Source organism: Vibrio kagoshimensis, from assembly GCF_050337535.1.
In the GTDB taxonomy this organism is placed as follows: domain Bacteria; phylum Pseudomonadota; class Gammaproteobacteria; order Enterobacterales; family Vibrionaceae; genus Vibrio; species Vibrio gallaecicus.
On sequence record NZ_JAKJSZ010000033.1, the window covers coordinates 1 to 26,084 of the forward strand.

General features: G+C 39.7%; 21 protein-coding genes. 10 read left to right on the top strand and 11 right to left on the bottom strand.

The genetic code is table 11. From position 1 onward, the window contains the following. Positions 1-304: 304 nt before the first annotated feature. Positions 305-3,469: a chitinase C-terminal domain-containing protein gene (locus tag L4C37_RS21340; protein WP_429769895.1), complete on the top strand. Its 3,165-nt coding sequence runs from the start codon at positions 305-307 to the stop codon at positions 3,467-3,469. Positions 3,470-3,580: 111 nt separating this feature from the next. Here the strand turns inward: L4C37_RS21340 and L4C37_RS21345 are convergent, their stop codons facing one another. Further along, a complete protein-coding gene (locus L4C37_RS21345) occupies positions 3,581-3,835 on the bottom strand; it encodes a YgjV family protein (RefSeq protein WP_137374357.1) in 255 nt (84 codons plus the stop codon). A gap of 303 nt (positions 3,836-4,138) precedes the next feature. On the opposite strand from L4C37_RS21345, the gene L4C37_RS21350 reads away from it, so the two are divergent. Continuing rightward, the gene (locus L4C37_RS21350; protein WP_429769918.1) at positions 4,139-4,741 is read left to right on the top strand and encodes a DUF4136 domain-containing protein; all 603 of its coding nucleotides are present in this window, start codon (positions 4,139-4,141) and stop codon (positions 4,739-4,741) included. A 130-nt stretch (positions 4,742-4,871) separates the two neighbouring features. On the opposite strand, the gene L4C37_RS21355 is transcribed toward L4C37_RS21350, so the two are convergent. Further along, positions 4,872-5,876 (bottom strand): helix-turn-helix domain-containing protein, encoded by a 1,005-nt coding sequence (locus L4C37_RS21355; RefSeq protein WP_429769898.1) that lies wholly within the window; start codon positions 5,874-5,876, stop codon positions 4,872-4,874. 113 nt (positions 5,877-5,989) lie between these two features. On the opposite strand from L4C37_RS21355, the gene L4C37_RS21360 reads away from it, so the two are divergent. From L4C37_RS21360 to L4C37_RS21380, 5 genes are all read left to right on the top strand, one after another. Continuing rightward, complete coding sequence (locus tag L4C37_RS21360; RefSeq protein WP_429769900.1) at positions 5,990-7,990, top strand: TonB-dependent siderophore receptor; 2,001 nt, start codon at positions 5,990-5,992, stop codon at positions 7,988-7,990. A gap of 9 nt (positions 7,991-7,999) precedes the next feature. Continuing rightward, complete coding sequence (locus tag L4C37_RS21365) at positions 8,000-8,308, top strand: DUF2218 domain-containing protein (RefSeq protein ID WP_429769902.1); 309 nt, start codon at positions 8,000-8,002, stop codon at positions 8,306-8,308. Positions 8,309-8,568: 260 nt separating this feature from the next. After that, positions 8,569-10,566, top strand: coding sequence for a methyl-accepting chemotaxis protein (locus L4C37_RS21370; RefSeq protein WP_429769904.1), 1,998 nt, complete (start codon positions 8,569-8,571; stop codon positions 10,564-10,566). A 221-nt stretch (positions 10,567-10,787) separates the two neighbouring features. Continuing rightward, on the top strand, positions 10,788-11,954 hold the full coding sequence (locus L4C37_RS21375; protein ID WP_137374352.1) for a serine hydrolase: 1,167 nt from the start codon (positions 10,788-10,790) through the stop codon (positions 11,952-11,954). A 149-nt stretch (positions 11,955-12,103) separates the two neighbouring features. Next, positions 12,104-12,349 carry a hypothetical protein gene (locus L4C37_RS21380; RefSeq protein ID WP_137374351.1) on the top strand — a complete coding sequence of 82 codons (246 nt, stop codon included), beginning with the start codon at positions 12,104-12,106 and terminating at the stop codon, positions 12,347-12,349. Positions 12,350-12,454: 105 nt separating this feature from the next. Here the strand turns inward: L4C37_RS21380 and L4C37_RS21385 are convergent, their stop codons facing one another. Next, a complete protein-coding gene (locus L4C37_RS21385) occupies positions 12,455-14,482 on the bottom strand; it encodes a PhoX family protein (RefSeq protein WP_429769906.1) in 2,028 nt (675 codons plus the stop codon). A gap of 211 nt (positions 14,483-14,693) precedes the next feature. Between L4C37_RS21385 and L4C37_RS21390 the strand changes: the two genes are divergently transcribed. Beyond that, on the top strand, positions 14,694-15,032 hold the full coding sequence (locus tag L4C37_RS21390; RefSeq protein ID WP_137374349.1) for a YggL 50S ribosome-binding family protein: 339 nt from the start codon (positions 14,694-14,696) through the stop codon (positions 15,030-15,032). Between the two features lie 137 nt (positions 15,033-15,169). Here L4C37_RS21390 and L4C37_RS21395 read toward each other — a convergent pair whose 3' ends face one another. Further along, a complete protein-coding gene (locus L4C37_RS21395; protein WP_429769908.1) occupies positions 15,170-15,619 on the bottom strand; it encodes an exoribonuclease R in 450 nt (149 codons plus the stop codon). Between the two features lie 140 nt (positions 15,620-15,759). Next, a complete protein-coding gene (locus L4C37_RS21400) occupies positions 15,760-16,710 on the bottom strand; it encodes a DMT family transporter (protein ID WP_429769910.1) in 951 nt (316 codons plus the stop codon). A gap of 163 nt (positions 16,711-16,873) precedes the next feature. Between L4C37_RS21400 and L4C37_RS21405 the strand changes: the two genes are divergently transcribed. Continuing rightward, positions 16,874-17,332 carry an Lrp/AsnC family transcriptional regulator gene (locus L4C37_RS21405; protein WP_273294293.1) on the top strand — a complete coding sequence of 153 codons (459 nt, stop codon included), beginning with the start codon at positions 16,874-16,876 and terminating at the stop codon, positions 17,330-17,332. Between the two features lie 92 nt (positions 17,333-17,424). On the opposite strand, the gene L4C37_RS21410 is transcribed toward L4C37_RS21405, so the two are convergent. Together L4C37_RS21410 and L4C37_RS21415 are read right to left on the bottom strand one after the other, a co-directional pair. Beyond that, entirely contained in the window at positions 17,425-17,667 is a 243-nt protein-coding gene (locus L4C37_RS21410) for a hypothetical protein (protein ID WP_137374345.1), read from the bottom strand. A 203-nt stretch (positions 17,668-17,870) separates the two neighbouring features. Beyond that, positions 17,871-18,455 carry a hypothetical protein gene (locus L4C37_RS21415; protein WP_429769912.1) on the bottom strand — a complete coding sequence of 195 codons (585 nt, stop codon included), beginning with the start codon at positions 18,453-18,455 and terminating at the stop codon, positions 17,871-17,873. A 107-nt stretch (positions 18,456-18,562) separates the two neighbouring features. On the opposite strand from L4C37_RS21415, the gene L4C37_RS21420 reads away from it, so the two are divergent. Beyond that, positions 18,563-19,234, top strand: a complete 672-nt coding sequence (locus L4C37_RS21420; RefSeq protein ID WP_429769914.1) for a hypothetical protein — start codon at positions 18,563-18,565, stop codon at positions 19,232-19,234. Between the two features lie 127 nt (positions 19,235-19,361). On the opposite strand, the gene L4C37_RS21425 is transcribed toward L4C37_RS21420, so the two are convergent. The 4 genes from L4C37_RS21425 to L4C37_RS21440 form a co-directional block, all read right to left on the bottom strand. Further along, complete coding sequence (locus tag L4C37_RS21425) at positions 19,362-20,693, bottom strand: PKD domain-containing protein (RefSeq protein WP_429769915.1); 1,332 nt, start codon at positions 20,691-20,693, stop codon at positions 19,362-19,364. A gap of 200 nt (positions 20,694-20,893) precedes the next feature. Further along, entirely contained in the window at positions 20,894-24,016 is a 3,123-nt protein-coding gene (locus L4C37_RS21430; protein ID WP_429769917.1) for a TonB-dependent receptor domain-containing protein, read from the bottom strand. 74 nt (positions 24,017-24,090) lie between these two features. Beyond that, positions 24,091-25,029 carry a FecR domain-containing protein gene (locus L4C37_RS21435; protein ID WP_273294285.1) on the bottom strand — a complete coding sequence of 313 codons (939 nt, stop codon included), beginning with the start codon at positions 25,027-25,029 and terminating at the stop codon, positions 24,091-24,093. A gap of 70 nt (positions 25,030-25,099) precedes the next feature. Further along, positions 25,100-25,615, bottom strand: a complete 516-nt coding sequence (locus L4C37_RS21440) for a sigma-70 family RNA polymerase sigma factor (protein WP_137374339.1) — start codon at positions 25,613-25,615, stop codon at positions 25,100-25,102. Positions 25,616-26,084 lie beyond the last annotated feature (469 nt).

Here is a 26,084-nt window from a genome sequence, read left to right on the forward strand (position 1 = left end):
GCACATATTAGATATGAGTAAGTGTAAATATTGGTTTTTATCTCTATTTAAAAGCGCTTAATAGTGCTTTATGTCAGTATTATTTAGCGTAATAAAATAAATGAATAATTAGTTGTTGATGCAAAATAAGTCCTCTCTCATTACATAAGGACGACAAATTATTGCGAGTAAATTTATAAATACAAGATCTTTTAGGTGTGTTAATTAGCTATTAGCCTAAAGTTGTTTTGCAAAGGAATTTAAGTGATATGAAGTTGGTCATTTTCATTCCTCAATTGAAACAATAACTTAAGGAATTGCAATTATGCATTTTAATCAAGGACGAGTGGCTAAGAAAGTCTTTACACTGAGTACCTTAACTGCATCGTGTCTTATGGCTTTTAATAGTTATGCAGCAGTTGACTGTACAACGTTAGAAACGTGGGATTCATCGGTTGTTTATACTGGTGGTGATCAAGTCGCTCATAATAATACGGCTTATAAAGCTAACTATTGGAATCAGAATAACGATCCTAGCCAATTTTCTGGTGATTATGCTCAGTGGAAAGTGGTAGATGTGTGTTCTGGTGGTGGCGTTGTTGAAAATGAAATTCCAACCGTAGCGTTAACTTCACCAAGTTCAACGGCTGTCATAGCTGAAGGTGAGACGGTTTTACTCAGTGCAAATGCATTAGATAGCGACGGTACAGTTGCATCGGTTAGCTTTGCTGTTGATGGTGTAGTCGTAGCTACTGCAACGCAAGCACCATATGAAGCCGCTTGGGTTGCTTCTTCTGGTACGCATACCATTTCTGTTACTGCTCTAGATAATGAAGGGGCAACTAGCCTTGAAAATAGCGTATCAGTAACTATCGATTCAACTCTTCCTGTCAATGAATTGCCAGTTGTTTCACTATCGGTATCGGCTGCATCAGTTGATGTTGGTGGTGTTGTGACGTTAACGGCTGCTGCTTCTGATTCTGATGGCACTGTTGATAAGGTTGATTTCTATGTAGCGGGTACTCTAGTTGGTACTGCGGCAACGTCTCCTTACTCATTAGATTTTACAGCGACGGCAGCTGGATCTGTGTCTGTGTACGCGAAAGTGACGGATAATTTAGGTGCTACGGCTGACTCAACGCCAGTTGCACTTAAAGTGATTGGAGAGCCAGTTGCGAATAACTGTCGCCCTGATGGACTTTACCAAACCGAAGGTGTAAGCGTTCCTTACTGTACGATTTACGATGAAGAAGGTCGTGAAAAAATGGGTGTTGACCACCCACGTCGTGTGATTGGTTACTTTACTAGCTGGCGCTCAGGGGATGACCCGCAAGCGGCATACCTAGTGAATGATATTCCTTGGGAACAATTAACGCACATTAACTATGCTTTCGTGAGTATTGGCGCCGACGGTAAAGTGAATGTTGGAGACGTAAATGATCCTAACAATGCGGCTGTTGGTAAAGAGTGGCCTGGGGTTGAAGTAGATCCAGCTCTTGGCTTTAAAGGTCATTTTGGTGCATTAGCAACGGCTAAGAAAAAACACGGTGTTAAAACTCTGATTTCGATTGGTGGTTGGGCTGAAACAGGTGGTCACTTTGCGACAGACGGAAGCCGAGTAGCTGATGGTGGTTTCTACACCATGACAACGAATGCTGATGGCTCTATCAATCATCAAGGCATTGAAACCTTTGCCACTTCAGCTGTTGAAATGCTTCGTAAATACCAATTTGATGGCTTAGATATCGATTATGAATACCCAACATCAATGGCTGGTGCAGGTAATCCTTACGATAAAGACTTCATGGAACCTCGTCGTCAATATTTGTGGGCTTCTTACCAAGTATTAATGAAAGTATTACGTGAAAAGTTAGATGCTGCGTCTGCTCAAGATGGCATTCACTACATGCTAACTATCGCAGCACCATCATCAGGTTATTTACTACGTGGCATGGAAACATTTGATGTTACTAAGTACCTCGATTATGTAAACATCATGTCTTACGACTTGCACGGTGCTTGGAATGATCATGTAGGTCACAATGCTGCGCTATTTGATACTGGTAAAGATTCTGAATTAGCACAGTGGAATGTCTATGGTACGGCAGCTTACGGCGGTATTGGTTACCTAAATACAGATTGGGCATACCATTACTTCAGAGGTTCGATGCCTGCTGGTCGTATTAATATTGGTGTTCCTTACTACACTCGTGGCTGGCAAGGTGTGACAGGTGGTGAAAACGGTCTATGGGGTCGCGCGGCTCTTCCGAACCAAGCCGAATGTTCTGCTGGTACTGGTGAAGGTGAGAAAAATAACTGTGGTCATGGTGCGATTGGTATCGATAACATGTGGCACGACACTGATCCAAAAGGCAATGAAATGGGTGCGGGTTCTAACCCAATGTGGCATGCGAAGAACCTAGAGAAAGGCATTTGGGGCTCTTATGCTGACGCGTATAAACTTGATCCAGTGAACGATCCAACGGATGTTCTTAAAGGTACATATACTCGTAACTACGACAGTGTGGCAGTTGCACCTTGGTTATGGAATGCAGAAAAAGGCGTATTCCTTTCAACGGAAGATAAACAGTCTATCGATGTTAAAGCAGACTACGTTATCGACAAAGAAATCGGCGGTATCATGTTCTGGGAGCTTGCGGGCGACTATAACTGTTATGTCCTAGATGCAAATGGTCAACGTACTTCAATTGATACGACTGAACAAGCTTGTACAAGTGGTAATGGTGAATTCCATATGGGTAACACCATGACTAAAGCCATTTACGATAAGTTTAAGTCAGCAACACCATACGGAAATAAAGTGGCAACAGGTGTACTACCAACTGAAGCTCTTGATATTTCAGTATCAGTAGGTGGATTTAAAGTAGGTGACCAAAACTACCCAATCAATCCAAAAATCACGTTTACCAACAACACTGGTCAAGCACTACCTGGCGGTACTGAATTCCAATTCGATATTCCAGTATCAGCTCCGGATAATGCTAAAGATCAATCTGGTGGCGGTTTGCAAGTTATTGCTTCTGGGCATACACGTGCAGACAATATTGGTGGCTTAGACGGAACGATGCATCGAGTAGCTTTCACACTTCCAGCTTGGAAAGAACTGCCTGCTGGTGGCGTGTACGAGCTTGATATGGTTTATTATCTACCAATTTCAGGTCCTGCAAATTATGCAGTAAACGTGAACGGCGTAGACTATGCATTTAAGTTTGAGCAACCAGATTTACCATTAGGTGATATTTCAGGTGGTAATGGTGGCAACCCTGGTGATGGGAATACAAATCCGGGTACATGTGATACTGCTGGTATTGTAACTTACCCTGACTTGCCGCAAAAAGACTGGGCAGGTAACCCAAGCCATGCGAATACTGGCGACCAAGTGATACATAACAATGTTATCTACAAAGCTAACTGGTGGACAAGCTCTGTTCCAGGAAGTGATGGCAGTTGGACAAAAGTGTGTTCATAAATAAAGTTTGTGGAATGGTATGTAAATAATGTTTGATGTCTAAACTTATTAGTACTTAAACGAAAAAACCGCCCTAACGTAGGGCGGTTTTTAATAATATGCGATGAATGATTAAGCTTTCGCTTCTTTCATTGATTCAGCTTTTTTTTCTTTTTGCATTTTGGTTAGGAAGTAAACATTAACGCAAGCAATGAATGCATTCGTTACTACAACCGGCCATGCTTCAATCATAAGCCCGTATGCTGTGAACAGTGCACAACCAACAAAGTTAAGAACACGTAAGCGTACGATGTCTTTCATTGTTAGCGAGATAGCTACCATAATTGAAGCTGCGTAACCTAAAATTTCAACCATATTGAATTCCATTATTTGATCCTCTAATTTTGCCGATTGTCTGTCGGTACCAATCCTTCTCATCATGAGATTATTGAGGTAGCTCCGTGCCTCGAATGGTATGGTTATGTTTAATTGATAAGAACTATAACAAGGCTAAATGTGTGATGAAACCCCCAAAACGGGCATAAGTGAAGGTTAGCGATTACGCAAACGTTTAATAAGTTTTCACTGTTAATAATTACCGGATATGTTGGTAAACCGAATTCATATATATCAGAGAAAAAGCAAGGATAGCTTATGTTTAGTGAAGGCGTTAAACCGTTAAAAAGAAGTATGTTGAAAAGTAATATATGTAAATTGAAACTATTAAAACTTGGAATATACAAGAGTCTTATTTTAGGTGGTTTATCATTAAGCTTATTAGCTTGTACTACAGTAGAAAAACCAAGAGTGAATGATTATGGCGTGGTGACGAGTGGGGATTTCACTTTCATGGAAAAAGGTATCAAAACCTATTCATGGCACTCAACGTCAAATAAAGCTTACCTTTCTAGTAAATACAACCAAACTCAAGTAACAGACTTGGTTCGTCAATCGATTCAGAAAGAACTATCAGCGCATGGCTTTCAATTAAAAGAAAATAATGTGGTAGGTGATATGGTTGTCGGTTTTGGTCTAACGGAAGAGTCGATTCTAAGTGATGAGCAAATATTCGAAGCAATCAAATTATCTACGGGCGTTCCATTTTATGATGGGGATGGCAAGCTTGCGGAAAAAGGTTCTATGTATATCTTCATCATGGTTCCTAATAATGCAGTCCCTCAGTGGCAGGCGTTTGCTCAAGCTGCGCTAAAAGATGGCAACGAAATCGGCGAGACAAAAAACCGATTGGATCATTTTATTCAAAAATTATTTAAAACCTTGCCACACATTTAAGTTACTGTTCATATTTTAATCATAACTATTCTCTCAGTCACTATTTTTACTCTTAGTGATATTTCCCTTTAAGTTAGCATTCATAGAAGTTAGGGATTCTAAACATCACAGCGAATAAATTTAAAGCCCGCTAAACTAGGGCTTTATTGCTTATAGCTATGTGTTGTTCGTATAACTCTTTAGGTGAAACTCCAAACAACTTTTTAAACGCATTTGTGAAGTTAGAAGGGTGATGGTAACCCGCTTCATAAGCGGCTTCCGTTATTGTCATTGTCCCTCTTTCAATATGTACTTTTGCAATTTCTAACCTTCGTTGACGAATATAGCTGGATACGGTGACTCCAAGATCTTGTTTAAATTTACGTTGTAAGTTTGAAACGCTCATTGCCATTTTGTCGGCTAAAAAATCTAAGCTAATATCTTCATCTAAGTGTGACTCTATATAGTGTATTGAAGCACTTATTTTATCATTAAGAGGCTGCCTTTCTGACTCAGAGTTCCCTAGCTTCTCTGGTGATAGTTGTTTCAAAACATCAAAGATGAGCTGTTGAGCCAAAGTCTCTTTCTGAAGTGATGAGATGAAGTCATTGCTGTTTGGAAGATCTAAAATCTTTTCTACCAGAGTAATAATTTCAGTTGTCACATTCAGTAACTGATGTGACTGATCGATGTTAGAGAATGAATGCAATGTACAATTCAGTGCTGTATGTTGCTTTATCCAAATAGGTGAAATCATGATATGGAGCTTTGATAACTGATTACCACGTGTGATTGTTTTACGAAAACATGCTGGGGTAGATAAATTAACAATTGCACCTTTAGGTGATTCATCAGAATTTAAATCTAACTTAAGGTTGTCATAGGAAACGCTCAATGACCCGCTTAGCAATATGGTGATAATCATTGATGCTTGAGCCGTTGCAACGACCTCCGAATCTACAAGTTCTAAACAATTTCCACCATGCATTGAAAACCGATTTTCACTGTTATAAATAACAAATTTGCCTTCCACTAATGGCGATTGTTTTTTATTACTCTCACCAACAATCAATTGTTTCTCGGTTTCTTCAACTCGTTTTATTAAAGCAACACGACTCATTTCTTTCCGCTGTTTGTTTTGATGAGCGGCCGGCATACGCATTTTCCTCATTATGWTTATGCGATTTTGCATAATATATTCAACTATTAATTGAACTTGAGTGAATTTACCATAAATGCAATTTATTATCATTTGCATTAAGGCTATTCATGGAAACGAACAACTTTGCTCTGAAGAAAAAAGCACTACTGAGTATGGCAATTGCTGCTGTATGTAATAGTGCAGCACATGCTGAATCAACTGAGTTTGAGGAAGTAGTGGTTTGGGGTACTAAGGTATCAAGTAGCTCAGAGTCTGTATATGCAGAAGATATGGCGTTAAAGCAAGCTGATCATATGTCGGATTTATTAAGAGACATTCCAGGGGTTGATGTTGGAGGTACGCACTCCGTGAACCAACGTATCAACATCCGAGGGATGGGAGAAACAAAGCTAGATATTCGTTTAGATGGTGCTTCGCAACATGCCAACATGTTCCACCATATCGGCAATTTAACGCTTAACCCAGACATTATTAAGTCTGCAGATATTCAAGTTGGTAATAACTCAGTTGCTCAATCAGGTTTAGGGGGCGGTGTTTATTTTGAAACAAAAGATGCTATGGATCTACTGAGATATGATGAAGACTTCGGTGTAAGAATCTACGGTGGTGCGGCATCAAATAAGAGTGAGCAGGCATCAATAACACTTTACGGCATGTTATCAGATAAGGTTGATGCGCTTGTTTATGGGCATGGGGTTTCAAGAGGAAACTTTGAAGATGGAAATGGTGTCGAAACCTTTGGGGCTGAAGGGGACGTATATAATGTCTTAGCCAAAGTAGGCTTCGAACCAAATGATCTCCATCGTTTCGAATTCAGTGCGGACATGTATCGGGATGAAGGAGATTACAGCCCACGACCTGATATGTCTGGGTCTGCGAATGAAACCATCAGTCAAGATCTTCTACTTCCAACTGAATATGATAGAAATACATTCGTACTTTCTTATGAATTAACAGGGGAAGCGCATAAAGGTAAAGTGAGTGTCTATTCAAGCCAAACAGAGGTTACACGTGATGAATCAAAAATCACCGTTCGCTGGCCAACTGATCGCTTATCCGAAAACTCAGCAACTAACCGAAATCTAGGGGCTAATGCTAAATTTGAGTCAGACTTGGCTTTAGGTAGCTTCGATAACACTTTATTGTATGGCATAGACTACATTGACCAGAATTCAACCAGTGAGTATGGCGSCAATAAATTCATGGATGAAACCGCTATTTCACGAGCTATTTTCCTTGAAGATACGTTATATATTACGCCATCAATACTTGTTACCGCGGGTGTGCGTTTTGAAGATTATGAGCGTAAAGCAACAACGGGGAATAAGACATTTGATGATATTACATGGTCATTAGGTTCTGAATGGGAAGCAACTGACAACGTAACCTTATTCGCGAATACTCGTTCATTATTCAAAGGACCTGAATTATTAGAAACGTTCATCGCGTATCAAGATGTAGCGGTGCTAGCTGACGATATTAAAGCCGAAACAGGTCAAAATACTCAAGGTGGTGTTCGATTTGATAAGCAAGTTGGTGACCACTATATTGGTGCTAACCTGACGATTTTCAAAACAACGATTGAAGATTATATTACTGAAGAGTACCAACGTGCGACGCAGGGCTACTTAATTTATAACCTTGGCGATATGGAAACGAAAGGGGCAGAGGTCAGTGCGACTTATGGTTACAAGCTGTTCCATTCAAAACTGTCTTACTCACAGCTAGAAAATAAAGATAAAACAAATGGCGGTCCAATTTTAGACGGTAATGGTCGAAGTGCAGACATGGGCGATAGCTTTGCCTTAACGCTGGATTACCAATCGGACTCACTAGACACACAGTTTGGCTGGACTTCAATCCTAGTGCTTGACGAAGATAATGTAGTTGAAGGAACACCTGAAAAAGAAGGTTACGATGTTCATAACCTTTATGCACAATGGCGACCATCAAGTGTTGAAGATCTCGCGGTTACTTTCGGCATAGATAATGTGTTTGATGAGCTTTATATTTCGCATGCTTCACGAACTGGCTACTCAAGAACCACGTTAGCTGAAGATTACGAACCAGGTCGTAACTACAAGTTATCATTGGCATATCAATTTTAGGCGGTATACATGGATTTGAAATTAGACGCACTAAAATACCGAGCTCATGTTGTTATTCATTCTCCGCACGCCGGGAAATACTTAAGCACATTATGTCGTCACTTTGGTCGAAAAGTGAAATCTACATGGGATGAGGAAAGGGGAGTTGTAGAGTTTCCTATTGGTGTTTCAAAATTTGAATATGATGATAAAAAATCTGAACTAATAATTACATGCTACTCGGGTGATAAAACTCAGTTAGATAGACAGCAATTAATTATTGAAAGCCATGTTCATCAATTTTCAAGAAGAGAAACGCTTATTCTTGATTGGGAGTGAGCTATAAAAGAAACTAAAAAAGAGCGACGATAGTTGCTCTTTTTATTTATCTGTAACTTATTGATAACATGTGTGGGGCGGGGAATGTTAGAGCGTTGGCAATGAGCTCTGTCTTAAAAGTCTTTTAGTTATTAGTTTTTTACTCTTATTTACAAATTACTCTATTATTAGTAAGAGTATTATCACATTGGATATTCGAGGTGGTTCACATTTTGTTAACTTGTGATATCTTGTCTGAAATTTGTAAAAGGAGCTCAGGGATGAAGCTTTCGATATCCAGTAAGTTGCAATTAAGCTTTTTGTTTCTTGTTGTACTATTTATCGTATCTGCCAGTTTTACTTACCGAAGTGTCGGTGTAGTGGAACGGCATACCCACTCATTGTTAAATACTGATTTACCAACGGTTAATACAAGTCGTGCTATTGGACAGTCAATTCAAGCAAGTTTGTCTACTGTACGTGCTTATATGTTACTTGGCAGTGATGCAACAGTTGGTGAGCAGCAATTACAACAACTTTCGAGTATCACGCAAGACGTTGAAAATACGCTTGCTACTTTGGAAACGAAACTGCCAGTCGAGCGTTTTGAATTAGTTTCTGAACAATGGAATAACTTTAAGCTTTCATTGGATGAATTAAGTTCACTTTCTCATGGTGATGAAAACTTACCCGCTCATAATTTATTCAGTAATGAAGCTGCACCAATTGCCGAAGTGGCACTTGATCAGTTACAAGGGCTGATCAATGACGAAGCTTCGAACCCATTTGGAGCAGATCGTAAGCGACTCTTCAAGCTGTATGCTGATAGTTATTCATCACTTGCAAATGCGTTATCTGCGATGCGTGATTTTCTTATTTATGGGAATAATGATTACTTATCTAAGTATGATGATTTCGTAGCTACACATGAAAAGTCGGTTAAAGAAATCAATTCCATGTTAGAGATTATGACTCGTAGTGATAAGAGTTTATGGAATCTGTTTAATGAAATGCAACAGCTGTACTTCCCACTTGCGAAGGAAGTTATTCGGCTGAGACAATCTCCAGAATGGAATAAAGCGAATGCATACATGGCGCAGGTGGTTGTACCAAACGCTCGCTTACTTGAAGATAATTTAGACCAAATCGTTAATGATCAACAAAATGCTGCGGATCAAAATGGACAAGGGATCCGTCAAGATTTAGAGCAAGTCAATCTAATGCTCTTGGCTGCAGTATTGGTGGTATCGATTATTGGCTTTATCATTGCTCGCTATTTAGGACGCAGTATTGGGCTACGTGTATCGAGTGTTGCGAAACGAGCTGGTCTCATCGCACAAGGTGATGTCTCTCAACCAAGCTTAGTGGTTGCTGGTCAAGATGAGTTGGCACAATTGACTGTGTCGATTAACCAAATGAATGATTCATTACGTGAGATTGTTCTTGGAGTGACGACAAAAGCAAATGAAGTGGATTCAAGTATGACTTCGCTTTTACAGTGTAACCAAGAGACGCTCTCACAAGTAGAAAACCAAAAAATCAACATTTCGCAAATGAGCCATGAAGTGACCGAGGTTGCGCAATCTGCAAGTAATACCGCGCAATTGGCAGATGAATCCGTTGCGGCTTTGTCAGCATCACAGAAAGAACTTTCCGCAGGCTCTGATGCTTTAGATAGTAACCGACAAGTGGCGGTAGAACTTGATGAAACAATAGGCAAAGCGAACCAATTGGTTTTGGCTCTCAGTAAAGAAAGTGAAGCCATTGGTCGAGTGACGGAAGTCATTGAAGGATTGGCGGAACAAACAAATTTACTTGCTCTTAATGCGGCTATTGAGGCTGCTCGTGCAGGTGAATATGGACGAGGCTTTGCGGTAGTAGCGGATGAAGTGAGAATGCTTGCAACTCGTACAACAGAATCGACCACCGAAATTAATTCTATTGTAAATGCAATCCAGTCTTCAACAACATCAGTCGTGAAAGAGATTGAACTTAGCCAAGGTTTAGCTAAGCAAGGCGCGAACCACACCGAAGAGGCGGTAACTAAACTCTTAGATACCACTGGCTTGATTACAAAACTTAATGACCAGATGTTAAACCTCTCTACGGCTGCCAATCAACAGTCAGCAGCTACAAACCAAATGACAGAATTGGTCTCTGGCGTTGAGATATCAGTTGATGGGGTATCGACCATTAGCCAGACGTCAGATAGCACAACGAATCAAGTGATAGATAAAGTCACAGAGTTGAACCGAGAGATGGCTAAATTTAAATTGTGATAAGGTGTTCCCGAACTTGGTATTAATTCTATATTTCCATGGAACTTAATAAGTTACGTAAATGTCTTATCGGGTAAATATGGTGCAAATGGGCGCGATCATTTTGGTCGCGCTTTTTATTTTGTAACGAAAGTTAGATTAGCGTAAGAGTTGGTTAAGTTTCCCTTACTAAAACAGACTTTTAGCTATACTGATCCAAATGCCAATTTAGGTTTACCTCTATGAAATCACTGGTTAAATGTTCACTCTTCACAGCAGTATCTTTCGCAAGTGTAAGTCTTGCACATGCCGCTCCTACTATTGTTCCATCTGCTCCAAGTCTTGGAGCAAAAGGTTACGTCCTACTTGATTTCAATTCCGGCAAAGTTTTGGTCGAGAATAATGCTCACAAGAAGTTAAACCCAGCCAGCTTAACCAAGCTAATGACAAGTTATGTCGCTGGGCAAGAAATGAAAAGTGGTCGTATATCGAAAGATGATAAAGTCCAAATAAGTGAAAATGCATGGGCTAAGAAGTTTCCTGATTCATCTAAAATGTTTATCGAGGTGAACACTCATGTCGATATGATGGATCTTTATCGCGGCTTAATTATTCAGTCTGGAAACGACGCTAGTGTAGCGATTGCAGAACATGTTGCCGGTTCTGAAGGTGCGTTTGTTGGCTTGATGAATTCATGGGCTGCCACGCTTAAATTAGAAAATAGCTCATTTGCTAATGCACATGGCTTAGATGCTGAAAATCTATACTCAACTCCTTATGATATTGCTCTATTGGGGCAAGCTATTATCCGAGATTTACCAGAAGTCTATAGCTTGTATAGCGAGCGGTCATTTAGTTACAACGGTATAACCCAATACAATCGAAATGGTTTATTGCGTGACAGAAGTTTGAATGTCGATGGCATGAAAACAGGTTATACCTCTGGGGCAGGATACAGTTTAGCCAGCTCTGCTACACAAGGTGAAATGCGCTTGATAGCAGTGGTTATGGGGGCTTCTAGTGCAAAGAGTAGGGAATCGGACAGTAAGCAACTATTGAGCTATGGTTTCAGGTTTTTTGAAACTGTCCAACCTCATTCTAAGAACGAAGTTATTGCGCAAGAGCGTGTTTGGTTTGGTGACAGTGACAGTGTAGAACTGGGCGTAGAAGACGATACATTTTTAACGATCCCAAGAACGGATAGTAAGAACCTTTCGGCTTCGGTGGAGTTAACATCAGAACTCAAAGCGCCTATTGCCATCGGTGATGTGCTTGGGTACGTGCATTATAGTATTGATGGGGAAGATATTGATAGTAAACCACTTGTCGCTTTAGAAGCCGTTGAAGAAGGTAGTTTTTTCAAACGAATACTTGATCACATCAAACTGTTCTTTAGTAATTTGTTCTAGCAGATAGCAGATAGCAGATAGCAGATAGCAGATAGCAGATAGCAGATAGCAGAATGCTCGATGGGTCGTATTTTATAAATAGACTCTAAATAGGAATGTTAGCCTATGGTATTTTTAACCTAATTCGTTGTTTTTATTAGGAGAGCGCTATGTTGGATGAAATGGCGATTTCGAATTACCTTGGTTTGTTCCTGATTTTATTGCTGAGTTACCCATTTGCATTAGTGGTATTGCAGATTGCTATTTTTGAAGTACGCAAAAGAGAGCGTGTCACCTTTTGGTTTAACCTTACGTGCTTAGCTATCGCGTTATTTTTAATATGGATGCATATGCAAACTGAGGTGATATATGGAAAGTCACTTTTAGATGCTTGGTATGCTGAAAATCCTGAGTAAGTTCAAGCCTAATTAGATATATGGTTGATTAATAAAATGGGCATAGTTAATGACTATGCCCATTTTAGTATTGGTGGTCGGTTTTTTGCTAGTTTGCCATACTTTTTAAACGGCTATTTCACCGCCATCTTTTTTACGAATGACCACTGTTGCAGCTCTTGGTCGAACTTTTCCAGTCGTTATTAAAGTAGCATCTTGGCTAGATGGCCAGTTAGCTGGATGCTGTATATTGATAAACATAGACTTCAAATCAGGGCTCATTGTGAAACCTGTAACTTCACAGCCATTTGGTCCGACAAAGAATCGTTTAAGTTGAGTTTGGTTAGATGCATTAATGACTTCACTGTTACCATTTTCATCAACCAAAGTAGAAGGAACGACGGCAAGCATTTGATCATTGGTATAATTGGTTATTTCAGATGCGCCATTGTCGGTTTGAATCCATAAAATCCCACGAGGATCAAAGGCTAATCCATCTGGACTTGCTAACTGGTTTAAGTCTGTTAATCCAGAGCGGTTGGTAGCTGCGCTTGCATTCTCGGGAGCACCGAATAAGAAAATATCCCATTCAAATTGGGTTGGTACAGCCCCTTCATCCCAGCGAATGACGTGACCAAATTTGTTATCAATTCGTGGGTTCGCTGAATTACCTTCTTTACGTTTATTGTTGTTCGTTAGAGTTAAGTAAGCTGTACCAGTGATTGGGTCAACAGCGCACCATTCGGGTCTATCCATTGGAGTTGCACCCAGTAAATCAGCGGCTCCAGCTGTATTGATAATGATTTCTTCAAGTGTTTTAAAAGTACTGCCAAGAGTAAAACCGTTAACAGTGCGGCTATCCAGCGTCAGTGGTAGCCACTCCCCTGAATTATCATCGTTGAATTTAGCGACATACAGTGTCCCTTTGTCCATGTATTTGTCGCCAGTCGTGAGGCGGTTTACAGGGTTTGAATCCGCAGGGTTCCATTTCTCTTCAGAGACAAATTTGTAGAGATATTCAAACCTTGAATCATGACCAGAGTAAAATACAACAGGTTGCCCTTCAGTTAATTTACCAAATGTACAACCTTCATGACGGAAACGACCTAGCGCGGTACGTTTTTTAGCTCTTGAATGAGCTGTGTAAGGGTCAATTTCAACGATGTAACCATGACCATTCGCTTCATTTCGGTAATCATCTAAATGAGAGTTAGCTGTAGGGGTAGTATTAAAACGAGTGAATTCATCAAGTCTTTCCTGGGCATCACCGGCTAATGTGTCCCACCCATAACGTGTTTTATCTGAAGCGATCCCAATACGTTCTTCCGCATCGTTTTGCTTGCCGCTATTAATAAAATACCCAGGCCAATTTTCTTCACAAGTAAGGTAAGTTCCCCATGGCGTGTAACCATTACCACAGTTATTTAAAGTACCTCTAGCTTGGCTTCCATCGGCCGAAAACTTAGTTGATACAAGAGATGTATGGGCTATTGGACCTGAAATATCCATTACTGTTGCCCCAGTGTATCGTCTGTTTAGAGGATCATTATCGACCATAATCCAAGTGTTATTTTCTAGCTTAACGCGGACAACACTCACACCATGGGCATTAATTTCTTTGCGAACTTCATCAACACTTGTTCGTTGTCCTTCGTCAAAAGTTGGCCCATTTGGATGAAGGGCTTTTTGGTCAATATATTCATGGTTGATAACTAGCAAACCATCATTCCCATCAGTAGATAAAGGGAAAAAGTGCATACCATCGTGGTGCATACCTAAAGAATTTTCTTGATCGAAAGCACTGTTTGATCCGTCTTGCTTCCACGGTTGTGGATTGGAATTTAAAGGTGTTCCCCAAGGAACTAAGACTTGTGCAGTGTAACCATTAGGTACAACAACTGCATCAGTGAGTGAACCTGCGACAGAATCAAAATTTAAAATTGCAGAACTGCGAGAAGGTTGGCTAGCAAGAGGTGCACTTACATTTGATGCGCTGCAACCCGTTAGACCAAAAGCCCCAAAAGCAGTCATTGCACTTAGTCCTAAACCGCCTTTTAAAATCTTACGGCGAGATAATTGGGCTTCAAGTACTTCTTCAAATGGTTTGTTAGCACTCTTATTAAATCGTGTTCTATCAAATGTTTCCTTGCTCATCTCATGACTTCCTAAATATTATTTATTTTAATAGTTGACTGTGACTTTGGGCGATGTTGAAGGAGAAAAGTGACAATTCATAGAAGGTTTGATTAAGGTTTTGTTTCTAAATATTAATTTACGGTAAGGTTAACGCCTAACTGCACGAAAAACTTTGAATTGGCAAAGAAATGTGTATAAATGCACAGTTCAACCTAGAAGAGATATAAACATGAAAATAGAAAAAATTGAAAACAAGAATCGTCGTTTACGTAAAAAGCTTTATTTGGGCGAGTTTGCTATTTTAGGTTTTGAAATCAGCTGCACGACATCGATTAAGGACTTTGATCAGTATGATATTTTTATCGATGAATTTATTGATTATATCGATAGTATTGATCTTTGCTTTGGTGGCGGTGGTCTTGAATTATTTGAAGGCTTTTTATGTTCAACAGAGCGCTACCGCAGCGTAACTGAAGAAGAACAAGTTCTTGTTGCACAGTGGTTAGAAGCCCGTTCTGAAGTGAGCAAAGTAGAAGTTAGTGAATTACTGGATGCCAATTACGCTTAATGCTTAGTGTAAAACCGCATTAGAAAAAAGCAGCCATTATGGCTGCTTTTTTCGTAATAAAGCCTTTTTACACACTGCCCATGTAGGTCTAGTGCTATTTTAAATCATTAATTTAAGCTACTGGTCCTAAAGGTTTTTTATGTGTTATCTTCATTTACTTTCGCGTAGAAATGCAGTAATTCAGTCAATTCTTTAACCCAACCGAAAGCATCGGTCGGCGCACTTTTTAAAATGTCTTCTACTTTTTTACAGTGCACTTCAATTTTAATCGCTTCCTCTAAATTGAACGAAATCGAGTAAAAATGCCAAAGTAACAGGCGAGTCATGCGCTCAATATTTTGTTGAGAGTTATCGGACTCGGAAAAAGCCAAATTAACTTCACCCAGTGCAATTGCTGTCATTCGTAACATGGCATCGAATTTAGCTGACTGCATACGCTCATCACTTGTGACTTCTTCTTGCTCGAATGTAAAAAGCTCTGTCATTGCTTCTTCTGGAACAAGACGGTGAATCATTCTTAAACTGAATTCTTCTAAATCTTGTCTTGGCATGGTGATTAAGCAATCTAAAGTGTAATCGCGTTGCATAGCATTCTCATAACATCAAAAAAGGCTCGCCAGTGTAATGGAGAACCTTATAGAGACAAAGAAAATATTGTGACAAAGGAAATTTTCAGACCTTAACTGGGTTACCTCAGGCTGAGGCAACATTGGCAATTCTCCGTATTTTAAGTTTTTGCTTTGTGCGCTGGTGGCTGATAAGTGAGCGAATCATCATTTTTCATGAATATATTGCTAGCAATCAAACTACCGATACTAATAAAGCTTAATGCAATCCAAGCTGAGATGGATGGAGTTTCTCCAAAAAGAGGGATTGCAAGTAATGTTGCAATGGCTGGAGTTGCACTACCAAAAGCAGCAGCTCGTTCAGCCCCTAATGTGTTTATTGCATAAAGGTAAGTAAAGGCGGCAATTAAACCTGCCCCAATGCCTTGAACAAATATGTGAATCGATAGTTCCTCAAATGGCCACTCAGATATCTGGGTAGAGTAAAGCTCACTGGGTAATAAACCTAGCATTATTGATGTGACGAGTGTAACGGCAGAAATCAGAGATATTAAACCAGCGCTTACCAAGGCATTCAAATTGGCGACTCTTGCACAAATAGTGAATGTTGCCCACATGAAGCTGCCTAGTAAAAGTAGCAAGTGACCTTTTGTCTGGTCCCATTCTGCGTCAATACTCGATTCGACATGTTGAATATTAGAAAAAAGAAAAATGAAAATTCCGGCTAAAACAGCGGCTAATCCAAACACTCTGTGCTGGCTTAATGGTTGTTTAAATAATATGACGGCTATACCAGAAACAAATAGAGGGAGTGTACCTGGAATTAATGCGCTGCCGTGAGAAACCGGCACATATTGCATTGCACTACCAGCGACCAATAGATATGGCAATCCACAGCCAATAAACATTCCGACCAAATAGTATTTAGGGACGGATAAAATTTGGTGTCTAGCACGCCAAACTAAAGGCAGCAAAAGTAATGCAGGTACACAAAACCGAGTAAGTGCAATATCTGCAGGAGTAAGGTTCGAATTTACCCCACCTTTTAAGGATAGAAAAAAGCTTGCCCAAATGAGTAAGGTGACAAGCATTGATAAGTAACCAAGTTTCATGTGACTCAATCATTAATTTATAAATGTTCCTTTTAGTATGGATGAGTTGTTTAGCAATAAATTGGCAAATATCACTTGTATTACCTGCATGATTAACTGCTTATGTTAATATTTGGTTATATATTGGTGATTATAGCTAATGGTAGCTATGCGGGGTTTTAATGTGGACAGAATAGATAAACACCTTCTTCGGTTACTACAAAAAGATGGACGTTTGACTAATGCCGAGCTTGCCGAGCAGGTTGGGTTATCGGCGTCACCTTGCGCGAGAAGATTAAAACGTTTAGAAGAGCAAGGCATTATTGATGGTTATCGTGTCAGCTTATCTCGAAAAGAGGTAGGAATAGCGATGACAGTTTTTGTTGAGGTGAGCTTGAATAACCATCAAGAAGTGTCGATAGAAAACTTTGAATTGGCCGTAGTGGATATGGAAGAAGTGATCAGTTGCCACGTTGTATCAGGCGCTTATGATTACTTACTAGAGGTGGTAAGCCCTGACTTAACCGCGTATGAAACCTTCACTCGAAAGCTCCAAAGACTAACGAATGTAAAGGATATCCATACACATTTAGCTATTCGCCAAGTAAAAGGTAATACTGCTCTTCCAATATACCGAACATGATTAAACAAGTTACTGCTATCGAAAAGCAATTCAACATATAAAAAAACGGAGTGCATTTTCATGCACTCCGTTTCTATATGTATTAATAACTATTAGTGGTATTTGAACTTGGAGATTAAGCAGTCTCCAGTATTTTGATCAATTCGAAATGAAAATGCATGTGAATGATAATCCACACCGTCATTCCAAATGGTTTCACCAAATATCTTACATAGCTCAAGCTCACTGACTGAGCCAAACTCTTCTACGTGTTTTACAACAGAAACAAGTTTACTTCTAATTTCTGGTGTCCACATTGTATTATTTAAGCGATTGAAAGCCATAGTATTTTGCATATTAACTAGCCAGAATATTTCTTGTTATTAAGTTATATGAATAATGATGATAACAAATTTCAGCATTAAGTAAATGTTTTTTGTGATGCACTTCTCAATTAATTGCGATTATTGACTGATATTCAAACAGGTCGTAGCAGTGGAAACTTACAATCTTGTAACTATATGAAATCATTTGTGTTAGCTGAATTTGTTAGACTTAACTACTCTAAATGTGCCGTTTTCAGTTTGTAATTACTTTTTGAATTCTCGATCAATTTCGCTTCATTTAAATATTGCTGGCTAAGAGAGTGATACTTTTTTTTGAGCTTATTTAGATCTTCAGTTAATGATTGTGACGCATTTATGTATTGTAAAGCGGCTTTATAATTCGACGATGAACCTTGGTTTTCACAATGAATAGACATTCTTTTCCAAGCTAGTATCAAACCGGAAATGGTATCGACTTGTTGTGCTACCAGAGTGGTTTGATGTAACAATGAATTCGAAAGATAATGCGCATTTTCGATTTGCTGGTGTAACTGCCTGTGAAAAAGATCTTTGTGCGGGGCCCATAGCGTCATCAGTTCTTCTTCACTAAATTCTTTAGTTATAAATACTTGGGCATTGTAATACTCAAGCATTTGATTGAATTGATGTGTTTTGGAATTGTACCAGTTCTCTGCCGTGATATGTTTGTGTCGCAAAACGTACCAGTTCTCATGCTCACAGTGGTCAGCGAAACTTCCTGCGCTCCAGAAAAGTAAAAAAAAGCTAAAAGCATAAGAATAAAAAACTGAAGCTGCCATAAGGTGAAGTGCCTTTTATAAGGATGCTTAATAGAGTATAGGTGAGGGATAAGAAAAGTTGCTGTACACTCAAAGAGTACCGAAAGTCTAATGAGTTAACTTACACTATGAAAAAAATAATGATTGTCGTTTTAATTCTATTGATACTTGGTGGAGCAGGTGCTGGTTATTATTTCTTTTTTATGCAGGAAGAAGCCGTTGAGCAAGAAACAGCTGAAACTGATGGATTAGCCGATGAGCAAGGGCAAATGGAGCCCTTAGAACCTATCATGGACTTATCTGTTCCGGTTGAACAAACAGATTACTACGTTATGGAAAGAAAAATCCCGGTAGTAGATAAGCCTAATGACGATGGGCTGATAGAAGGCTTCTTATACAAAGGCGAGTATGTTGAGGTACTTGAAAAGCAAAATGGTTGGGCTCGAATTTCTGATTATATTGTTTTTGAAGAGGGAGGGATGGAAATAGCTCAATGGGTATCTCTAGACGGTCTAGTGACAGAAGAAGTGATTATTTCTGATGAAGAAAAAATCGAAATATTAGATTCATACCTAGTTAAATCTGATGATTTAAAGCTGCATCTAACGAGGTTTCGCTCTGCAATTGATACGCTGATGAAAGCTGGTGATTGTAAACCTGGTGATTTTGAGGAGTTGGGTGGCTGGGTCAAATCAGTAACGTATCAAAGTAGCGATGTGTACTTTATTTATTGTGGTGGTTTAAAACAAGATAATAAGATTTATCTCAATGTTCAAACTGGTGAAACTTTTAAGCGCTAATCAGTGTTTTATTTTGATCATGCGAGCGGTAGGTCAACAGGCCTTTTGAGACTGCTAACGGACTATTGATAAAAAATCCGAGTGTTCTGACACTCGGATTTGAACATTTCAAGTAACTACGTTCTTATTATTCAGCAGTTGATGTATACATATACCCCAATCCCATATACTGCTCTAAGGTTGTATCAACAATAAAGCCATATGAAATCATAGATAATTGACCTTGTGTTGGTTCTGCCCACATCTTTACGTTAATTTTATCTCCGGCATTCAATACCTGATCGACCTCAATGCCAGTCATTACCGCTTTAACATTACCCATATAGTCAATAGCGGTTGTCTCGTTGATGATGTAATCTTTACCAACAGCTTCAAGCGTAAAAGTACCTAGCAGGATATGAGCAGGAGCATCGCCCGTGGTAGATATGTTGGAATTGAATTGCTCTGCAAAAGGCCAGGTTCTAGCTGTGGTTTCTTCCGCATATTTAAGAATAAGATTACTTGTTCCGACTTCTGTTGCAGATAGTCGAATGTACTCATTCTTACTGGTTAATTCACCATCAGAAACGGCAAGGGAAAGTACATAGTCACCGATTAAATCAGGGGTGAAATTAGGTTGTGCATCTGTTGAGTTACTTAGCGTTGCAGTGCTATTTTCTGGTTGAGAAACCACTTTCCATTCGTATGTTATTTGGTCATCGTTTCCGTCAGTACTTGCTGTTGCGTCAAGCAGTGCACTTGTACCTAATTCAAATGTTTGCTTGTTTTTTACTCTAGCTTTAGGCGCTACATTTTCAGCAGAATATGAAACCGTCACTTCTTCAGATATTGTTTCGTAGCCATCACTCACTGTTAGCTTTAATTTGTAATCTCCGGCAGTATTGGAAAGGAGATTTGCTGTTGGAGTGGCACTGTTTGCTAATTTCATTGTGGCATTATTTGGCGCTGAAAGTAGTGCCCACTGGTAAGTCAGCACATCACCGTCTACATCATAAGCTTGTGAATGTAGATCAACGGTTTTACCAATAGCTACACTTTCAGGTATATCTAGATCGATCATTGGCTGCACATTAGTGCTCGCATCACTTACATCTATTACATAAGAGACTTTTTCACTGTCTTTGCCACCACTTTTCGTAATCAAATCTAAAGTGTAATTACCTGCCATATCAGGAGTGAAGTATGGTGACACAGCAGTGGTGCTATTTAGTGAAACCATGCTCCCATCCGGTTTATTACTGATTGCCCATTGGTAGCTAATGGATTGTCCATCTAGTCCTTCACTCTTAAGCCCATCAACTCGAACTCGATTGTTAACTTTCGCAACACTTTGCGCCGTGATCACCGCTAAACCAGAAGGTGCTACTGCTGCGGGTGTTGAACTCGAGCTGCCCCCACCACATGCGATTAAAGTTGGAATAGAGAGGGCAAGTAAGGTCCATTTAAAGTTCGAATTCATGTATTTCATCCTAATTGTGCTGAAGGCTACTTGAACGAAGTATGTTTAAGTTCGTAGCCGTGTCTAATTTATAGTTTCATCGTATATACCGTTTGAGGTGGGCGAATCCGTAAATAAAAAACGCCTAATTAAAGGCGTTTTTTATTTATTCAGTAATTAGAGTCAGATGAAGCCAGAAAGGCAGGCTAAACTAGAGTCAATCAAAACTTTCCGCTGAGTTTTACACCGATAGTTCTTCCTGGTGCTGGCATCCCTGAAACAGAACCGGCCTCCAGGTAGTAAACATCAGAAAGGTTCGTTCCCACTAGCTCTCCAGCGATTTTTTCCGTGAATTTATATTTCACATAAGCATCGTAAGTTGTTACATCTGTACGCTTAATGACATCTTCATCATGGCTGCCTGAAACATAATTAGTCCTAAACCCTGTTTCTAAATCTTGATTGAAAAAACGAGCGCCAATAAGGAAGTTAGCGGTGTATTCCGGGGCAGCATGCGCAGCAAGGAAACTTTGTTTTGAAAAGCCTCCTCTTACACAGGTTTCATCGGAGGTGGCACTTTTAGTAATAATGTTGTCGACATAAATCTGAGCTGCAGAGTTCTTATCACAAACTTCATTACGAAAGTTATAAGCGAAAGAAGCATCAGCAAAATAATCAGAATTATCATAATGTCCATTTAACTCAATCCCGCTGGTGCGTTGGCTGTCTAGATTGGCAAATGAAAAACTGTCTCGGTCCCTGTCCATGACATCATCAATAACTTGATCAAAGTATGTTATTTTTGCGCTAGCATTATCAAAATAGTGGATATAAGCCGTTTCGAACAGACGCGCTCTTTCCGGCTGGAGAGGTGCCGAAGCACTTGGGTTACCACTAAAGCCGCTGGTACTTTCAAATAAGCTTGGGAAGCGTAAAGTCTCTGCGTACCTAGCGTAAATACGGCTGCTGTCATCGAAGAACCATGTTGCCGTTAAAGAGGGCATCCAGCCACTCCCACTAGTTTTATAATCCGTGTTATAAACTTCTGTCGATTCGATAGCTTCAGCTGTACAACTGCCTTCAACATAATTGGCTTGTTGCATCGCATTTTTACAGGCGTTATTCGCTAGGTTTAAATCATTTTGACTGTTAGCTAGCCATTCCGATGAATGGTCTTCAATGAAAGTTGTCTGGTTTTGAGCTGCATTGGTTTCTTGCTGAATTTTTGATGCAAGTAGCGAATCAAAGTTAGCTAATTCTCGCTGTTTTTCTGCCAGAGAGATTTGGTTTTCTGCTGCCTGATCAGGGAATTGTGAAATTAAGTTTTCTAAGCGTGTTATTTCTTCGGTGATGTTGCTTTTGGTGAATGTCACCCGTACTTCATGCTCTGCGTTAGCAACGTTTTGGGCAATTTCTTCAGCTGCATAATTTTCTACAGTTTGATAGCTGAGATGATAACCATCGGTTTTATATTCTTTTAAGCTTTTAATATTTCCGGAGTTTACTTGATGTTCAATATAGTAGTCTGTTGCGTTATAAGAAATATAACGAACACCAGCATTCAGAATCAGTGACTCTAATGGGCGCCATTCAACTTTTGCAGAACCATTATATTCCTCCCGTTCACCAGCCCGAACAGCACCGCCATAAAAGTTGATCATGTATGCTAAGCCTTCTTTTGGCATGAGCTCATGTTTTTGGTAGCTGCCCGCGAATGTTAGATCAATAGAGTCAGAAAGGAGCATTTTATTCTTGAAGTCAAAACCATAACGGCTTTCATCTCTATTTACAGTGGAAGTGTTAATGATGACATCAGGAGTATCACTGTTCCCATTAACGAAGTTTGGAAACCCATAGCCTGTATTGCTTTTTGAATCAGTGATTGTGAGCCAAAGGCTAGTACTGAAATCAAGCAAGTGATGATTTGGGTTAGCTCGATACTTTAAGCTATATGCTTGCATTTTTGCGTTTGCCAGCGGCCATTGAGGCAAACCGTTTGAGTTACGGTAATCTGATCTACTTGATAATATTTCGCCGTGGATACTCTCGGTATAACGGGCATTGAATTGTAATTTTTGATAATCGTTAAAGTTAATCGTCCCTTTAACTAAAACCGATTCCATTTCCGAAGAGGTATTTGGGACTTCATGACCAGGTATGTGTACAAGTGCCATATGTTCTGGTTCTAGGTATGGGTTCCTGCCTGGAATTAAGCCCGTATTCTCACCAAAAGGTTTAGAGTAAAACTCATCTTTACTGGTACCTGAGTAATAATTACCGCGATTACGATAAGCATAAGCCGCAAGCCATTCAAATTTTGGTGTAATGCCGGCTAATGCCAGTCGATAGGCAATATCTTCACCATTGAAAGGGTTGTCATCTTTATTATCTCGAGTTTGGAAACGGACTTCAGGATCGTCATAGAGTGGCACGCCGCCAATGTCAGCATACGAAGGAACATCCTGCCAGCGTTTGCCTGTATGCAAGCGGGCTTTATTCGGACTTACCGAATTACTACTACTCTCAATTATGGTTTCGATACCAAATTCGTCACCCTCTGGCACAATATCTTGTGGTTGCAGAGTAGTCACTTGAACGGCACCGCCAGTCGAAGTATTGACATCAGAACTGAGCTGGGCACCTTTCAAAACTGTCATACTGCCAATTAAGTTTGGGTCAATGTAGTTTCTATTTGAAGAACCTCGATAACCGTTATAAACCGAAATGCCTTGCTCTGTTCCATCAATAACAACGGGGACTCGTCCAAACCCTTGAACACCACGAACATTAGGGTCAATACTTCCACCACCATTACGTGACTCGCCGCTATGAACATTAGCCACTCCAGTAAACAAGTCGGCCGCAGTTGTACCTTTGAACCGCTCTATTTCATTTTTACTGAGGTAGTCACTAGCAACGTCTGCATCGTAAACTGACATTTCACCATCAACATCACGTTCATAAGCATTGTCGAAATGAGTTCTCACATTGATAGCATCAAGGGTCATGGCTTCTGAGGTTGGTGAAAGGTAATAAACGCCATCTACTTGCTTATGAGCATTTAAACCAGTATTAGTAAGCAATAAACTCAGGGCTTGATCTGGTTCGTATTCGCCATTTAATCCTTGTATGTACAGATCCTTAGATAAGTCTGAATTTAAATAAAATTCGACTCCTGACTCGATTGCAAATTGATTAAGGGCGCCATCAAGTGTGCCAGCAGGAATATTGTATTGTTGGGTCATGTTAGCCATGGCGGAGAAGGGCAGAAGACTGGCAATTGCCCCAACTGTTATTGTATTTAGGGCTGTGATTGATTGACGACGCTTAATGTACGGCACCATTATTTCCTTATCGGTATAGAGCACACTTAATGTTGATTACACCGAATGAAAATCATAAATCCGTAACTTTAATTTCAATATTTTGGCTTTATCGTTACCCATAGAGGCGTTCGATAATGGATCTCGATAGGCAGTATCTGGCTAATGTTATAAAGAGTTCGGTCAATATTGCTAGTTGTAAAAATGCCCGTTAGCTTCAAATCAGCTAAGGACGAATCCACATTAAGTATCCCACGTCGATAACGAGCCAGTTCATTGACAAAATCGATGAGAGGAGTGGCTTGAGCCATTATTTTTTGCTCAAGCCAAAGCGCATCTAGGGATAAGTTGTTTTCAATGTCAGAGACTGATCTACGGTTAAAATGCGCTTGTTCGCCAGCAAGAAGATGGGGAGTACCCATGCCTAGCATCGGCTGTAGTTCTACTTCACCTTCATAGACAGAAACTTGCGTGGTTTCACTATGTTCCCGAACACTAAAACGGGTGCCAATTGGCAAGACATTACCTTTGGAAGTTGATACAAGTAAGGGAGAGTTATGCTCTTCTTTAGAGATCATGACTTCACCATGAGTAAGAAATAACGTCTTGTGATGGGTATTAACGTCGACAAATATTTTTGAATCGGTATTCATCGTAAATTTAGTGCCATCAGGAAGGATGATATTTTTCATCTCTCCTGTAGCGGTAAGGTATTCGATACCGTTGGGAGTTGGTTTATAAGTACTCATACCTAGTGCTAAAGCTGAGAATGACACTGCGCTGATGGAAAGTAATTCACGCCTGCTCAAACCTTGTTTATTAGGTGACAGAACGCGACGGCTTAAACTCGATTGTGGTACATGAGAGAATTTACTTTGTAATTTCTCAAGTTTATCCCATGCATAGGCATTATTAGGATGTGCATTTTTCCAGTTAAGGAAGGCATCATGATCTTGCTGAGTAACGTCATCAGCCCATAGGCGAGCCATCCAAATAGATGCTTCTTCAATAATATCTCTTGATAAAGGTTCCATAAATCTTCTTGTTACCTCGAAGAATTAATATGGTGAAGGCGCAATGAGTTTAAATAATGCATGAGTAAATTTAGACCTCATCAATCATTGCTAGCATGCAACCCTGTAGAGCTTTAGCGACATACTTTTCTACAGATGACACAGAAACATCGAGTTCTTGTGCAATCATTTTGTAGCTTTTCCCTTCTAATTGACGCATGAGTAGTGCTTGTCGTGCTTTGATAGGTAGGCGTTTTAATAAAGAATCAATCTCAACCAATGCCTCAACGACAATGGTATAGTTTTCAGGTGACCCGGTAACTTGAATGGGTTCTTGTTCAATAAGCTCGAGGTATGCAGATTCTACTCGTCGTCTTCTGTATAGATCAATGACAAGACCTTTAGCTATGTGAGTTAAATATTTCCGAGAGTCACTGTATTCAGGTAACTTTCCACGAGTTAGCAGGCGTAGGTAAGTATCTTGGACTAAATCGGCAGTCGAGTCTGGGCAACCGAGACGACGCTTTATAAAGACAGAAAGCCAGCTATGGTGTTCCTGATACATATGGTCAATACGTTCCATGTTAACTTCGCCTGTTAACGTCATTACCTGATACTCCTAGATAAATCTTAATGATAATTGTTATCATTGGTGAGGTTGGGAATATATCAGAAATCCAAATATGTGCTACAAGAATTTATAAAAATTAACAATTATTGAAGATCATATTGTATTTTTAAAGCATGAAGATGATTGTTGATAACTCAAGGGAGGGATAATCGTAAAGCAATCTTTTAGTTTGCTGATACCKAGAAAATACCTTTTTGTTTTCTTTATGAACATCATGATGTGAAAATGACCTCTAAAGGCTGGTTTTTAACCATTTGAATTAAATGAAGAATATTATTATTGACTCATTTTTTAAATCAGTTAAAGTAAGCCTCGTTCTCAACAACAAAGCGTTCTTTTAACGTAAGTAGTTGAGTGAAAAGATTATAAGGTATGGCGAAAGCGGTATCGAAGATGGTGTCTAACCGCTTGAAAAAGCACATTGGTTAGGAGCATCGCAACAAGT

Coding starts and splice junctions, on each gene's coding strand:
- L4C37_RS21340 (WP_429769895.1), top strand. CDS start 305: ATGCATTTTAATCAAGGACGAGTGGCTAAGAAAGTCTTTACACTGAGT.
- L4C37_RS21355 (WP_429769898.1), bottom strand. CDS start 5,876: ATGCCGGCCGCTCATCAAAACAAACAGCGGAAAGAAATGAGTCGTGTT.
- L4C37_RS21410 (WP_137374345.1), bottom strand. CDS start 17,667: ATGCAAAATACTATGGCTTTCAATCGCTTAAATAATACAATGTGGACA.
- L4C37_RS21345 (WP_137374357.1), bottom strand. CDS start 3,835: ATGGAATTCAATATGGTTGAAATTTTAGGTTACGCAGCTTCAATTATG.
- L4C37_RS21425 (WP_429769915.1), bottom strand. CDS start 20,693: ATGAATTCGAACTTTAAATGGACCTTACTTGCCCTCTCTATTCCAACT.
- L4C37_RS21365 (WP_429769902.1), top strand. CDS start 8,000: ATGGATTTGAAATTAGACGCACTAAAATACCGAGCTCATGTTGTTATT.
- L4C37_RS21420 (WP_429769914.1), top strand. CDS start 18,563: ATGAAAAAAATAATGATTGTCGTTTTAATTCTATTGATACTTGGTGGA.
- L4C37_RS21385 (WP_429769906.1), bottom strand. CDS start 14,482: ATGAGCAAGGAAACATTTGATAGAACACGATTTAATAAGAGTGCTAAC.
- L4C37_RS21395 (WP_429769908.1), bottom strand. CDS start 15,619: ATGCAACGCGATTACACTTTAGATTGCTTAATCACCATGCCAAGACAA.
- L4C37_RS21350 (WP_429769918.1), top strand. CDS start 4,139: ATGTTGAAAAGTAATATATGTAAATTGAAACTATTAAAACTTGGAATA.
- L4C37_RS21390 (WP_137374349.1), top strand. CDS start 14,694: ATGAAAATAGAAAAAATTGAAAACAAGAATCGTCGTTTACGTAAAAAG.
- L4C37_RS21370 (WP_429769904.1), top strand. CDS start 8,569: ATGAAGCTTTCGATATCCAGTAAGTTGCAATTAAGCTTTTTGTTTCTT.
- L4C37_RS21440 (WP_137374339.1), bottom strand. CDS start 25,615: ATGACGTTAACAGGCGAAGTTAACATGGAACGTATTGACCATATGTAT.
- L4C37_RS21415 (WP_429769912.1), bottom strand. CDS start 18,455: ATGGCAGCTTCAGTTTTTTATTCTTATGCTTTTAGCTTTTTTTTACTT.
- L4C37_RS21375 (WP_137374352.1), top strand. CDS start 10,788: ATGAAATCACTGGTTAAATGTTCACTCTTCACAGCAGTATCTTTCGCA.
- L4C37_RS21430 (WP_429769917.1), bottom strand. CDS start 24,016: ATGGTGCCGTACATTAAGCGTCGTCAATCAATCACAGCCCTAAATACA.
- L4C37_RS21400 (WP_429769910.1), bottom strand. CDS start 16,710: ATGAAACTTGGTTACTTATCAATGCTTGTCACCTTACTCATTTGGGCA.
- L4C37_RS21435 (WP_273294285.1), bottom strand. CDS start 25,029: ATGGAACCTTTATCAAGAGATATTATTGAAGAAGCATCTATTTGGATG.
- L4C37_RS21380 (WP_137374351.1), top strand. CDS start 12,104: ATGTTGGATGAAATGGCGATTTCGAATTACCTTGGTTTGTTCCTGATT.